Source organism: Haemophilus influenzae, assembly GCF_001457655.1.
Lineage (GTDB): Bacteria > Pseudomonadota > Gammaproteobacteria > Enterobacterales > Pasteurellaceae > Haemophilus > Haemophilus influenzae.
In genome coordinates this window covers 227317-241079 of sequence record NZ_LN831035.1, presented here as the reverse complement: position 1 = coordinate 241079, position 13763 = coordinate 227317, and the positions used below count along the sequence as shown (strand labels likewise).

The 13763-nt window shown below is 37.3% G+C and carries 10 protein-coding genes and 1 pseudogene; 6 read left to right on the top strand and 5 right to left on the bottom strand.

What is annotated here, in order from left to right:
• Positions 1-12: 12 nt before the first annotated feature.
• Complete coding sequence (gene plsB / locus AT683_RS01220; protein WP_011272204.1) at positions 13-2445, bottom strand: glycerol-3-phosphate 1-O-acyltransferase PlsB; 2433 nt, start codon at positions 2443-2445, stop codon at positions 13-15.
• A gap of 254 nt (positions 2446-2699) precedes the next feature.
• Here plsB and lexA point away from each other — a divergent pair, with 254 nt between their 5' ends.
• Together lexA and dapF are read left to right on the top strand one after the other, a co-directional pair.
• Positions 2700-3323: a transcriptional repressor LexA gene (gene lexA, locus AT683_RS01215; RefSeq protein WP_005648504.1), complete on the top strand. Its 624-nt coding sequence runs from the start codon at positions 2700-2702 to the stop codon at positions 3321-3323.
• A gap of 142 nt (positions 3324-3465) precedes the next feature.
• Positions 3466-4290 carry a diaminopimelate epimerase gene (gene dapF, locus AT683_RS01210; RefSeq protein ID WP_005655521.1) on the top strand — a complete coding sequence of 275 codons (825 nt, stop codon included), beginning with the start codon at positions 3466-3468 and terminating at the stop codon, positions 4288-4290.
• A gap of 218 nt (positions 4291-4508) precedes the next feature.
• On the opposite strand, the gene tpx is transcribed toward dapF, so the two are convergent.
• A complete protein-coding gene (gene tpx, locus AT683_RS01205) occupies positions 4509-5006 on the bottom strand; it encodes a thiol peroxidase (RefSeq protein ID WP_005655523.1) in 498 nt (165 codons plus the stop codon).
• Between the two features lie 62 nt (positions 5007-5068).
• Positions 5069-5311, bottom strand: a pseudogene (locus AT683_RS09320) (hypothetical protein); the annotation flags it as partial.
• A 326-nt stretch (positions 5312-5637) separates the two neighbouring features.
• On the opposite strand from AT683_RS09320, the gene purL reads away from it, so the two are divergent.
• From purL to AT683_RS01190, 3 genes are all read left to right on the top strand, one after another.
• Positions 5638-9531 carry a phosphoribosylformylglycinamidine synthase gene (gene purL, locus AT683_RS01200; RefSeq protein WP_044364594.1) on the top strand — a complete coding sequence of 1298 codons (3894 nt, stop codon included), beginning with the start codon at positions 5638-5640 and terminating at the stop codon, positions 9529-9531.
• Positions 9532-9726: 195 nt separating this feature from the next.
• Positions 9727-9972 (top strand): hypothetical protein, encoded by a 246-nt coding sequence (locus tag AT683_RS01195; protein WP_044364591.1) that lies wholly within the window; start codon positions 9727-9729, stop codon positions 9970-9972.
• A 13-nt stretch (positions 9973-9985) separates the two neighbouring features.
• A complete protein-coding gene (locus tag AT683_RS01190; protein WP_038440363.1) occupies positions 9986-10729 on the top strand; it encodes a glycosyltransferase family 25 protein in 744 nt (247 codons plus the stop codon).
• A 60-nt stretch (positions 10730-10789) separates the two neighbouring features.
• On the opposite strand, the gene AT683_RS01185 is transcribed toward AT683_RS01190, so the two are convergent.
• Together AT683_RS01185 and envC are read right to left on the bottom strand one after the other, a co-directional pair.
• Complete coding sequence (locus tag AT683_RS01185) at positions 10790-11632, bottom strand: divergent polysaccharide deacetylase family protein (protein ID WP_038440360.1); 843 nt, start codon at positions 11630-11632, stop codon at positions 10790-10792.
• Positions 11632-12864 carry a murein hydrolase activator EnvC gene (envC, locus tag AT683_RS01180; protein WP_038440358.1) on the bottom strand — a complete coding sequence of 411 codons (1233 nt, stop codon included), beginning with the start codon at positions 12862-12864 and terminating at the stop codon, positions 11632-11634. Before envC ends, AT683_RS01185 begins: the two co-directional genes overlap by 1 nt.
• 175 nt (positions 12865-13039) lie before the next feature.
• Between envC and AT683_RS01175 the strand changes: the two genes are divergently transcribed.
• Positions 13040-13723 (top strand): 2,3-diphosphoglycerate-dependent phosphoglycerate mutase, encoded by a 684-nt coding sequence (locus tag AT683_RS01175; RefSeq protein WP_038440356.1) that lies wholly within the window; start codon positions 13040-13042, stop codon positions 13721-13723.
• The last annotated feature ends 40 nt before the right edge of the window (positions 13724-13763 follow it).

Sequence of the window (13763 nt, the reverse complement as noted above, 5' to 3'; positions counted from 1 at the left end):
CTCAGTATTGTTTTATGAAGAAAGATCTTCGGATTTTTCAATTGTTCCTTTCACCGTTAAGCAAATTTCTGTTGAAATCAAATGGGAAAGCGTTGAAGCTAATTCTTCTATTTTATCAAGAACAGTATAACCAGATTCATCAAAGTAACGTTGCTCTTTCAAGTTTGCAATAAAGCTTGAAAAAACCGCTTTATCAAAGAATTCTGGTGCATTTATGCCGTGTAATACTGATAAACGTTGAGCAACAAGCTGGCTTTCTTTTTCAAGTTCAGCTCGAGAAATAGCAGGTTGTTTTTGTAAAATAGTGACAGTAATGTAATAACGTTGCAAGATTTCCCGCGTTCCCGCAGACCAAAGCTGTAAAATTCGTACTTTTGATTTATTAATAGATAAGAAGTTATCATTTGAATTAATAACGCTTTGGCGTGCAAATTCATTAATGATTTGATGGATTTGTACATTCAATTCATCTTCATTGAAATGTAAGAACAATTCGCCTTGTAAGAAAGGGTAAATTTTTCTAATCGCGTCTAATAATAAATCTTTTTGGATCGCTTCGTAATGCAAAATAATACTCGCAACTAAAGATGGTAATACGAATAGATGCTGAATATTATTACGATAATAAGTCATTAGTACAGCAGATGAACGTTCTAAGCGTACAATTTCGCCAAAATTATCTTTTTCAATTAACACACCTATACGATCTAAAGCTAATACGTGTTCTAACATTGCTTGCGGTGTCACATTTGGTAGCACTACGTCCGTAGAATAAGGGACATTTTGTAACAATTGTTGATAACTACTAAGTTGTTCTAACAGTTGCTCACGTGAAAGTGCTCGCTGACGAGATGAAAGTAGTGCTGTACCCACAAGGTTCATTGAATTAACTGCCGCTGCTTTGTTAATATTAATCATTACTTGTTTAGAAATATTATTTACCGCAGGTGTAAACCATTGTGGTTTTTCTTCGTGATTTTGCTCTTTCCAATCAGGGAAATGTTGGCTCAAATAGTTTGAAAGCGTAATTGGCTCACCAAAATTTACAAAACCTTGACCAAGATTACGTAATTTTTTAATTACACGAAGTACTAAACCCGCATTTTCTTTTTCTTTCGCTGCACCACGTAATTCCTTAGCATAAGTGTCTACTTCTAATACGTGTTCATAACCAACGTAAACAGGAACAATCGAAATGGGGCGAGTTTGACTATGTTGCAATGCTTGAAGTGTCATTGACATCATACCTGTTTTTGGTGCCAGTAAACGACCTGTACGAGAACGACCGCCCTCAATAAAATATTCGACGGAATAGCCTCGATGGAATAGTTCTGATAAATATTCGCGAAAAATGGCAGAATATAGTCGATTTCCCTTAAAAGTGCGGCGAATAAAGAATGCCCCCCAACTACGAAACATTCTACCTATAGGCCAGAAATTTAAGTTAATCCCTGCCGCGATATGTGGCGGAACAAGACCTTGATGATAAAGCACATAAGAAAGCAATAAGTAATCAATATGACTACGGTGGCAAGGCACATAAACAATTTCATGACCTTCTAACGCTAATTTACGGACACGATTCGAATTTTGTACATCAATACCTGAATAAAGTTTATTCCAAAGCCAACGTAAAAAACGATCTACTGCACGTAAACTTGAATGGCTGACATCAGCTGCAATTTCATCCAAAATTTTATATGCTTCTTTTTGTGCTTTTTCAATACTGATATTTTTTGATTTTGCTTCATCTTCAATTGCTCGTCGGATTGCTTCTGATTGCAATAATTTATTAAACATTGCTTGACGATTTGGTAAACGAGGGCCTGTCGCTGAAATACGTTGTTTTGCGAAGTGCATTTTTGCAACTCGAGCCAGCTTTTGTGCAATTTTTTCATCTGAGCCATGTTCAACTACCATATAACGTAATGAAACCGCTTGAGAAAAACGCACAAAAGTATCACGTCCAAACCAAATTGCTGCAAATGTTTTTTGTATACCATTTAATAAACGCAAATTAGGCAAATCTGATTTATCTTCTTGTCCAGGAGAACGTCCCCAAAGAACAGAAACAGGAATAAGTTGCACATCTAAACTTTCAGAAGTGCGGTGTAATTCAAGATATTTATTGAAAATGGTAGTGGTTTCGTCTTTTGCACCTTTTGATTTAAAAATTCGGCGACCTTCGTCTAAATATACATAACGTGGTAACTTAACGCCATTAATTTCATTTTTCTCTGCGGGATCGGGCAAGCCTAACGCTAAGCAATTTCGGCGGAAAATAACGAAATCAGTTTGAGATGTATAAGGCAAAACATAAACAATAGGTTGATGAATATTAAGTGAAAGCTCTTCTATTGGATTGGCGGGAATAGGATTATTTTTCACCAATGCAGACAGCGGCAAGCTCAATAATTGGCGATACATATTTATAAAATTTGCCATAATAAATTTTCTCTTTGTTATAAGTTTGTAGATCTTATAGACGTTTAAAAAGCAGTTTGTGAATAGAACTATTTTTAGCCCTTTGGTGTTTTTATCGTCCAAAAACTCAAATATTTTAACACATCCGATCTCAACTAATTTAGAAAATTTGGCGACAAAATGTGACTTAATACACAGATTTAAAAAATAACAGTTGCAACTTTACACAATCTGTATACAATACCAGTTATCTGTATTTAAAAACAGGAGTGTATATGAGACCATTAACCGCACGCCAACAAGAAGTGTTGGATTTATTAAAACGCCATTTGGAAACAACAGGTATGCCACCAACACGAGCAGAAATATCTCGAGAATTAGGTTTCAAATCTGCAAATGCCGCAGAAGAACATTTGAAAGCACTTTCACGTAAAGGTGCAATCGAAATCATTCCCGGCGCATCTCGTGGTATTCGTATTTTAGACAATAGTTCGAATGATGAATTTGACGGTTTACCGCTTGTAGGGCGCGTGGCTGCTGGAGAACCGATTCTTGCAGAGCAGCATATTGAAGCGACATATCGAGTAGATGCAGATATGTTTAAACCACAGGCTGACTTCTTACTTAAAGTTTATGGTTTATCAATGAAAAATGTTGGTATCTTAGATGGTGATTTATTAGCTGTGCATAGTACTAAGGATGTACGTAACGGACAAATTGTGGTTGCACGTATTGAAGATGAAGTAACAGTAAAACGTCTTGAGAAAAAAGGTTCTATCATTTATCTACACGCAGAAAATGAAGAATTTGATCCTATAGTAGTCAATCTTGAAGAACAAAAAAATTTTGAAATTGAAGGTATTGCAGTAGGCATTATTCGCAATAACGCTTGGATGTAATCTGGTACCAAGAATGAATAAAGTGCGGTAAAAATTTACGGTATTTTTACCGCACTTTGCTTATACTAGAGTGCTTTATTTGCCATGATTTTTGCCGCTCTTTATAATGCAAAAATCTTGAATTTATACAAAGGATGGAAAAATGCAGTTTTCCAAAATGCACGGATTAGGTAACGATTTTGTTGTGGTTGATGGAGTCACTCAAAATGTGTTTTTTACTCCAGAAACGATCCGACGTTTAGCCAATCGCCATTGTGGAATTGGGTTTGATCAACTTTTAATTGTTGAAGCTCCTTACGATCCTGAACTCGACTTTCATTATAGAATTTTTAATGCTGATGGAAGCGAAGTTTCGCAATGCGGAAATGGTGCTCGTTGTTTTGCTCGGTTTGTGACATTAAAAGGGCTAACTAACAAAAAAGACATCTCGGTTAGCACACAAAAGGGTAATATGGTTTTGACGGTAAAAGATGATAATCAAATTCGTGTGAATATGGGCGAACCAATTTGGGAACCAGCAAAAATTCCATTTACCGCAAATAAATTTGAGAAAAATTATATTCTGCGTACAGATATTCAAACCGTACTATGTGGTGCAGTTTCAATGGGGAATCCTCATTGTGTTGTACAAGTAGATGATATTCAAACAGCAAATGTTGAACAGCTTGGTCCTTTGTTAGAAAGCCACGAACGTTTTCCTGAGCGTGTCAATGCTGGTTTTATGCAAATCATCAACAAAGAACATATTAAGCTTAGAGTTTATGAACGTGGTGCTGGCGAAACTCAAGCCTGTGGAAGTGGTGCTTGTGCAGCTGTTGCAGTTGGAATTATGCAAGGCTTATTAAACAACAATGTCCAAGTAGATTTACCGGGCGGTTCGCTCATGATCGAATGGAATGGTGTTGGTCATCCACTTTATATGACAGGCGAGGCGACCCATATTTATGATGGGTTTATAACTCTTTAATATTTTTTCCCCATTTATCTTAAAAAAGATGGGGCGTTTTTCTTAAATTAGCGTAAACATTTTGTATCTAAATATATTTTTATTGAGCTGTTTGATAACTTTAAGTAATCAGAACAAGCATTTTTCATACAATCTCTAGATTTTTTACTTAAAGAAATAGATTATTAGCATAATAAAAAACCGCCTCTCGGCGGTTCTTGTTTTAAATCTTTTATCTACTACGCTAACACTGCCAATGCAGCTTCATAGTTTGGCTCTTCTTTAATTTCTTCAACTAACTGGCTGTGTAAAACATTGTTTTGTTCATCTAACACAATAACCGCACGAGAAGTTAAACCTGCCAACGGGCCAGTTTGAATATCTACGCCTAATTGTGAGTGTAATGCGTGGTTACGGAAAGTCGAAACTGTTTTGGCATTTTCAATCCCTTCAGCTCCACAAAAACGAGCTTGAGCAAAGGGCAAGTCTGCTGAAATACAAAGCACAACAGTATTACTTAATTTTACCGCTTGTTGGTTAAATTTACGTACTGAAGTCGCACACACACCTGTGTCGATGCTTGGAAAAATATTTAGGACTTTGCGTTTACCTGCAAAATCGTTTAATGCAACATCGGCTAAATCATTACCGACTAAAATAAAGTTTTCTACTATTTCGCCCACTTGAGGGAAATGTCCGCCAACTTCAATAGGGTTTCCTGCTAATGTAACTGTCATAAAATCCTCTTTATTTAGATTAAGTGAAAAGTGTTTAAACTATACCACGCTTTCTAATTATTTCCACCAATTAAAGCTATCCAGAATTTGATTTTCGGGAAAATTTCAGCCACCACACAATAACCAATAGCAAAGACTAATGAAAACAGTATGTGCGTTACCCCAATCCAGTTAAATCCGTGAAATCAATAGGGCTGCTCGGTGGAAAAGGATGCTCCGCTCCCCATTTAACGAAAGCAGAGATAAAACCTGCAAAAAATTGCAACGCCATAACGACGTTTAGATGGTTCTGAAAATAAGCTCATTGTTGTATCCTTAAATTAATTAAAAGTATAAAAATTTCCGAGTTTATGAAAGTGTGTAATTTTACGTCTGTTATATCACATTATCAAACAAAAATACTTCAATTGGGTTATCTTTGGCTGGCTGTTCATAAGGTTTTAAAATTTATTAGCAATAGATAAATTGATTGATTTTTTAGCGGTTGTAGAGCGAGTATAAGCTTTGTATTACTTGAAAATAGGGAGTATGTTTGAACATAAATCTTATTGTTTTATTTTGAATGCAAACGTTTGCTTTGTTCGTTATAATACGTCTGTTTTTTTATTTTTCTTTTATACGGAACTGCAATATGACTGTCAAAACCTTTCGTGGCTCGCCTGCTCTTTCTGAATTTCGTTTAACTCAACTTCAACAAAAATGCCAGCAATATCAATTGCCTATTACGTCAGTTTATGCAGAGTATTTGCATTTTGTTGAACAAAAAACATCGCTTGTAGAAGATGAAATCGTTAAATTACAAGCATTATTGCATTATGGGTCAATGTTTTCTGAACTCAAGCCTGCAGGATATTGTTTAATTGTGACTCCACGAGTGGGGACAATTTCCTCTTGGTCTTCAAAAGCGACAGACATCGCTCACAATTGTGGTTTGTCGAAGGTAAATCGTATTGAACGTGGTATAGCCTATTACTTCAATATTGAGCGTGATTTAACCGAAGCAGAATTGGCTACGCTGAAAGATTTATTACACGACCGTATGTTAGAAACCGTGTTAAATCACGAAACAGAAGCAGCCTTGCTTTTTACTCAACAAGAACCCAAAGCATTAACTACCATTGATATTTTAAATGGTGGCCGTCAAGCATTAGAACGGGCGAATATTGCCTTGGGTTTAGCGTTGGCAGATGATGAGATGGATTATTTAGTGGAAAGTTTTACTGCCTTAAAGCGTAATCCACAGGATGTGGAGCTTTATATGTTTGCACAAGCGAATTCAGAGCATTGTCGCCATAAAATTTTTAATGCCGATTGGATTATTGATGGCAAAAAACAGGATAAATCGCTGTTTAAAATGATCAAAAATACCTTTGAGCAAACGCCTGATTTTGTGCTTTCTGCTTATAAAGATAATGCTGCAGTAATGGAAGGTTCGAAAGTCGGCCGTTGGTTTCCTGATCCTGATGGACAATATCGTGTTCATCAAGAAGATGCGCACATTTTAATGAAAGTGGAAACGCATAACCATCCCACAGCAATTTCGCCATTTCCTGGTGCTGCAACAGGCTCTGGCGGGGAGATTCGTGATGAAGGGGCAACGGGGCGTGGGGCAAAACCCAAAGCAGGTTTAACAGGTTTCTCGGTGTCTAACCTCGTTATTCCAAACTTTGAACAACCTTGGGAAAATCCATTGTCTAAACCAAATCGCATTGCTTCTGCCTTAGATATTATGATAGATGCGCCTTTAGGTAGTGCGGCATTTAATAATGAATTTGGTCGCCCAGCATTATTAGGTTATTTCCGTACTTATGAAGAAAAAGTAAATAGTTTTGCAGGAAAAGAAGTACGCGGTTATCACAAGCCGATTATGTTAGCGGGAGGAATCGGTAATATTCGTGGCGAACAGGTTCAAAAAGGCGAAATTCCAATCGGTGCTAAATTGATCGTGTTGGGTGGGGCAGCAATGAACATCGGTTTAGGTGGTGGTGCTGCTTCTTCGATGGACAGTGGTAAATCAAAAGAAGATTTAGATTTTGCTTCTGTTCAACGTGAAAATCCGGAAATGGAACGCCGCTGCCAAGAAGTTATTGACCGCTGTTGGCAATTAGGCGAAGAAAATCCAATCCTGTTTATTCACGATGTGGGGGCGGGTGGTTTATCTAATGCAATGCCTGAATTGGTACATGATGGCAGGCGTGGAGGAAAATTCGATCTGCGTTCTATTCTTTGTGATGAAAAAGGTATGTCGCCATTGGAAATTTGGTGTAATGAATCGCAAGAACGTTATGTATTAGCCGTTGCGCCAGAAAACCTCGAATTATTTACCGCACTTTGTGAGCGTGAACGTGCCCCTTTTGCAGTGATTGGCGAAGCAACACAAGCAGAACATTTAATCTTGCACGATAGTCATTTCGATAATAATCCGATTGATTTACCAATGAATGTGTTATTAGGCAAAACGCCGAAAATGACGCGTGAGGTTTTATCAAAAACAGTGGAAAATCAATCACTTAAAACAGAAGGTATTCAATTAAAAGAAGCATTCCATCGTGTATTACGTTTACCCGTTGTTGCAGAAAAAACTTTCTTAATTACTATTGGCGACCGTTCTGTAACAGGTATGGTGGCACGAGATCAAATGGTGGGTCCTTGGCAAATCCCCGTGTCTGATGTGGCTGTTACTACTGCTTCACTGGATAGCTACCACGGCGAAGCAATGGCAATGGGCGAACGCTCTCCAGTTGCCTTGCTAAATTTCTCGGCTTCGGCACGCTTAGCTGTGGCGGAGGCGATTACTAACATTGCTGGCACCCACATTGGCGAGATGAAACGTATTAAACTTTCTGCCAACTGGATGAGTGCAGCAGGTCACACAGGCGAAGATGCGGGACTTTATGAAGCAGTAAAAGCTGTGGGCGAAGAACTTTGTCCTGCGTTAGGTTTAACTATTCCTGTGGGTAAAGACTCAATGTCGATGAAAACCACTTGGATCGATAATGGCGAACAAAAATCAGTGACTGCCCCACTTTCATTAGTAATTTCCGCTTTTGCTCGTGTAGAAGATGTACGTAAAACGCTTACGCCACAACTTCGTACCGACAAAGGTTTATCGAGTTTATTGCTAATTGATTTAGGCGAAGGGCATAATCGATTAGGTGCGACTGCACTTGCTCAAGTGTACAAACAGTTAGGAGACAAGCCTGCCGATGTGGTAAAGGTTCAACGCTTAAAAGATTTTTACAATGCAATGCAAACTTTAGTGGCAGAAGATAAATTGTTGGCTTATCACGACCGTTCGGACGGCGGTTTAATCACAACTCTTGCAGAAATGGCGTTTGCAGGGCATTGTGGGGTAGAAGTTGATATTTCAGCTTTAGGCGACAACGATTTAGCGGTATTATTTAACGAAGAACTGGGAGCGGTTATCCAAGTTGCCGATAGCCAATTAGAAAGTGTACGTGAGGTGTTGAAAGCTCACAATTTGCTTGGTATTACCCACCAATTAGGTACGGTAACTGCTGATGATCGCTTTGAGATCAGCCGCGGCAGCCATAAATTATTCAGCGAAAAACGCACTGAATTACGTAGTATTTGGGCGGAATTAACTTACCAAATGCAACGCTTACGCGATAATCCAGATTGTGCTGAGCAAGAGTTTGAAGCTAAGAAAAACCCTGACGACAAAGGTTTATCCGCATTTTTGACTTACGATGTGAACGAAGATATTACTGCACCATTTATCAATAAAGGTGTAAAACCAACCATTGCAATTTTGCGTGAACAAGGTGTAAATAGCCATTATGAAATGGCAGCAGCATTTGATCGTGCAGGCTTTAATGCAATTGACGTGCATATGTCTGATTTAATGACTGGCCGTCGCAATTTAGCTGAATTCAATGCAATGGTTGCTTGTGGCGGTTTCTCTTACGGGGATGTGCTTGGCGCAGGGGGTGGTTGGGCAAAATCCATCTTATTTAACCCGAAATTACACGAGCAATTCAGCCAGTTTTTTATCAATCCAAACACACTGACCTTAGGTGTATGTAATGGCTGTCAAATGATCTCTAACTTGGCGGAAATTATCCCAGGTACAGAAAACTGGCCGCATTTTGTACGCAACAAATCTGAACGCTTTGAAGCTCGTGTGAGTTTAGTGAAAATTAATGAAGTGGCTTCAGTTTGGTTTGCAGGAATGGCTGGCTCACATATGCCCATTGCGGTTTCCCACGGGGAAGGGCAAGTTAAGTTTAAATCAGCTGAACAGCTTGTAGGCTTAAAAGCACAAGGCATCATTGCTGCACAATACATCGACAATAACGGTAATCCTACCGAACTATATCCTGCCAATCCGAATGGCTCTGTGGAGGGCATTACTGCAATTACAAATCTGGATGGGCGAGTTGCTATTATGATGCCACACCCTGAACGCGTGTTCCGTGCTGTGAGTAACTCTTGGCACCCAGAAAACTGGACAGAAGACGGCGCGTGGATGAGATTATTCAGAAATGCAAGAATGGTATTTTAGAGAAATAAATGGAGTTGAACGCTAAAAAAGTGCGGTGGAAATCTAACAGATTTTCACTGTGTGCGTTACTTTTAAAACGGAATTTACGTATTTGTAAAATGAATAGGTAGGGGTATAATTATCTACCATAACTAAACAAATCACATCGTTTACGATTTGTCTTTTTATAAATAAATATTTTATGAAGGTGGAATTATGTTAATCACATTAACACATATTAATAATAACTTGATAATAAGAAATGAAATTTTAGATAGTCTTGGCAAGCAAGCAAAGAGTGACTTAAATAGTACATCACAAAGCAAACAAATTATTCTTCAAGAAATAAATAAGGTAAAAGAAAAGAGAACAATATTAGAAAAAATAATAAGATTGTTTACTAAACATAAAAGAATTACTGCTAAACAAAATAAGCAGAAATTTATCGTTCCATTTAAATAACTATGGAGAGATTATGTTTATTACACCTATCTTCATTATTAATCTAGAAAAATCTACAGATCGAAAAGCTTATATGCAAGCACAGTTTGAACAGTTATTTTCGAATAATTTAATACAAGAAATTCACTTTTTTGATGCTATTTATGGCAAATCAAATCCGAATCACCCATTGTTTCAACGTTACAATGAAAATAAGCGGTTGAATGCAAAGGGGTATCCTTTAACCTTGGGTCAATTAGGCTGTTATGCGAGCCATTATTCTATGTGGGAGAAATGTGTAGAATTAGATTACCCTATTATTGTATTAGAAGATGATGCTAAATTTAAAAATAATTTCTTAGAAGTACTTGATTTTATTAATAGCGATAAAAATACGTTTGAATTTTTCTGGTTACAACCTGATCGTTTGAAAAATAAAAGAAAATTGATCTCTAATTTCGGTAATCTTTCGATATATCAATTTAGTAAAGGATTTGCTGGTACTACAGGTTATTATTTAACTCCCCAAGCAGCAAGGAAATTTTTAACACAAAGCAAGGAGTGGTATTTAACCGTGGATGTGACAATGGATCGTTTTTTTGAGAATAAAGTGCCACCTTATGCAATAGTACCATTTTGCTTAGAAGATGATGGCGAGATAGAATCAACTATTTATGAGAAACAAAAGAAACGGAGATCATTAAAAATAGTGATTATGAGAGAGTTGTTTAATCTAAAAACTAATATTAAAAGACGTATTTATAACTTATTCCATTGATAAATTGATATAGTAGACAAAGCAGTTGTTAATGTTTATTTTTAAATATTAGCAACTGTTTTATTTTGGAATTCCACGCAATAATCCTACAGGCTCAAAAGGTTCTATAGAAGTTGGCGCAGGCACTTCGCTGAATAATAAAATAAATGGCTTGGGCGGAATAACTTTTTCATTTCGCCATAAATTTCCCATTCCGACTAATTGAATATCTTCGGGTAAATTACGAAGTCCTGCTTGTAAAACTGCAATCGTATTTTGGCGAGGATGACCTATTGCAATGGCGGAGCCGTGTTTTCTAGCATAGTGAATTGCTGCTTTAAATTGACGTTGAACGTCTGCGAATTCGTTACTATCATCTAAAAATATATGGCGATCTAATGAACGCACGCCTTGTTCTTTTGCTATTTTCCCAGCTACAGATTTTCCTATTGTTCGACTATCTAAAAAGAATAAATGTTTTTCTTGAAGTGCGGTCATTAAATAAGTCATTAATTGGGGATCTGCCGTTGCTGCACTCCCCATATGATTGTTCATACCGATGGCATCACGCACAATATTTTTAGCCGTATTAACGCGATCATTTACTTGTGCTGCAGACATTCCTAAATGCAGCCCACCGTCTTCTATTTTCACTGCACTTACTGGTTGCATCGGCATATGGATTAAAATATCTCTACCTTGAGATTTTGCTTCTTGATTACGTGCTCGAGCATAGGGCGCAGCAGGAATAATTGCTACGGAAATTTCACGTGGCATCGCAAAAATTGCCGCATCTTCTTTGAGATGATAGCCTACATCATCAATCACAATAGCAAGTTTACTTTGAGCAAAAGAAAAAGAGGCATAAAGTGCGGTAGAAAAAACAATGAAATTTTTTACCGCACTTTTTATCAGAATATTCATCAACGAACCCACCCTGCAGGATTTACTGGCGTTCCTTTACGGCTAATACCAAAATAAAGCGCAGAACGTGATATTTCCCCTGTATTTCCTACTTGAGCAATAACCTGCCCTGCTGAAACAAGCTGACCAACTTTCACTGATACAGCTTGATTGAAGCCATATAAACTTAAATCAGTTTCGCCGTGTTTAACAATAACCATATAACCATAACCATTTAAATATCCCGCTAAAATGACGCGTCCAGCAGCAATTGCTTTAACAGGCGTGCCTGCTGATGCGCCAATTACCATACCTTTCCAACGTACTTCGCCTGCTTGGATAGAACCAAAAGTATGCAAAATTGAACCAGAAACTGGTGAGGAATATTGTTTTTTTGCCGCCCCTAAACCGTTTGTACTATTAAGTAATTGGCGTTCTTGCACAGTTGGTTGATAAGGTTTTGATGTTCGTTTTTCTTCAGCTTTTTGGCGTTGAGCAAGTGCCTCTCTTTCACGTTTTTCTTGTTCGCGCGCTGCTTGTTCAGCTCGTTGTATTTCTTGACGAAGTGCTTGTTCGTTTGCTTTTAGTGCATTCAATTTATCTTGATCTAGGGCTAAATTTTTATTGAGTTCATTCAGCGTAGATTGATGCTCTTGCTGTGCTTTTTGCAATGCTTGTTGTTGTTTTTTTTGTGTGGAAAGTTGATTTCGGTGATTCTTTTGTTGAGAGAGAATCGCCTTTTTTTGTACTGCAATTTGTGCTTGCGTTGCTTTTAAATTATCAATCATTTCAATCCGAACTTGATTTAAATGCTGATAATAAACTTTCATTCGCTCTGCTTTTGTTGGATCTTGGGCAAACATTCGTTCAATCAGCGATGGATTAATGCCTGAACGGTAAATTATATCCATTTGTTTAGCTAATCGTGTTTTTTGCTCACGTTCCTGTTTTTCTAATTGTTTGAGCTGCTTATCTGCATCGGCAATTTGCTTACGAATTTCCTTTAAACTTATTTGGGTTTCAAGCAGTTCTCCCTTAACAGTGTTAATTTTACTCTCGTGTTTTTTTAAATTCGCTTGCAACTTAGCTTGCTCACGTTTTTGCTTCTCAATTTTAGATTCTTGTTGCTTAATTTGTTTTTGAATTTGATTGAGATCGGAAGATTGGCTGACAGGCGAAAATATTAATAAACCGCAGCTTAAAAGTGCGGTTAATAATAATGATGTTTTTTGATTAACGCCTAAACGCAACATAATTCATCCTAAATCCGTAAAACTCGCAAATCTTATCATATTTGTGAAAAGTCGAAAAAGTTTGATGGTTATTTTTTGCTAAAGATCAGGAAATCATTCCTTTTAACTTTTAAAGCTAAGGATTTTTTGCTATAAAATGTGCATTCTTTTTATTTGAAAACATTAGGAGATTCTTATGGAATTAGTATTTATCCGTCACGGTTTTAGTGAATGGAATGCAAAAAATTTATTCACGGGTTGGCGTGATGTGAATTTAACTGAACGCGGTGTGGAAGAAGCAAAAGCTGCGGGTAAAAAACTGTTAGAAAAAGGTTATGAATTCGACATCGCATTTACCTCTGTTTTAACTCGAGCAATCAAAACTTGTAATATTGTATTAGAAGAATCCCACCAATTATGGATTCCGCAAGTGAAAAACTGGCGTTTAAATGAGCGTCACTACGGTGCTTTGCAAGGTTTAGATAAAAAAGCTACTGCGGAGCAATACGGTGACGAACAAGTTCATATTTGGCGTCGTTCTTATGATATTTCTCCACCAGATTTAGATCCGCAAGATCCAAATTCTGCACACAATGACCGTCGTTACGCAAATATTCCATCTGACGTAGTGCCAAACGCAGAAAATTTAAAATTAACATTAGAACGCGCACTTCCATTCTGGGAAGATCAAATTGCGCCGGCAATGCTTTCTGGCAAACGTGTTTTAGTGGTTGCTCACGGTAACTCACTCCGTGCGTTGGCAAAACATATTATTGGTATTTCTGATGCTGAAATTATGGATTTTGAAATTCCAACAGGTCAGCCTTTAGTTTTAAAACTTGATGATAAATTAAATTACGTAGAACATTATTATCTTTAATTAAGTTCAACGTATTGTAGTGCTAGCTTTATAAAACAAA

Bases quoted from the DNA above. Each gene is read 5' to 3' on its own strand.
- plsB (WP_011272204.1), bottom strand. From the start codon at position 2,445: ATGGCAAATTTTATAAATATGTATCGCCAATTATTGAGCTTGCCGCTG.
- AT683_RS01185 (WP_038440360.1), bottom strand. From the start codon at position 11,632: ATGAATATTCTGATAAAAAGTGCGGTAAAAAATTTCATTGTTTTTTCT.
- envC (WP_038440358.1), bottom strand. From the start codon at position 12,864: ATGTTGCGTTTAGGCGTTAATCAAAAAACATCATTATTATTAACCGCA.
- AT683_RS01175 (WP_038440356.1), top strand. From the start codon at position 13,040: ATGGAATTAGTATTTATCCGTCACGGTTTTAGTGAATGGAATGCAAAA.
- dapF (WP_005655521.1), top strand. From the start codon at position 3,466: ATGCAGTTTTCCAAAATGCACGGATTAGGTAACGATTTTGTTGTGGTT.
- lexA (WP_005648504.1), top strand. From the start codon at position 2,700: ATGAGACCATTAACCGCACGCCAACAAGAAGTGTTGGATTTATTAAAA.
- AT683_RS01190 (WP_038440363.1), top strand. From the start codon at position 9,986: ATGTTTATTACACCTATCTTCATTATTAATCTAGAAAAATCTACAGAT.
- purL (WP_044364594.1), top strand. From the start codon at position 5,638: ATGACTGTCAAAACCTTTCGTGGCTCGCCTGCTCTTTCTGAATTTCGT.
- tpx (WP_005655523.1), bottom strand. From the start codon at position 5,006: ATGACAGTTACATTAGCAGGAAACCCTATTGAAGTTGGCGGACATTTC.
- AT683_RS01195 (WP_044364591.1), top strand. From the start codon at position 9,727: ATGTTAATCACATTAACACATATTAATAATAACTTGATAATAAGAAAT.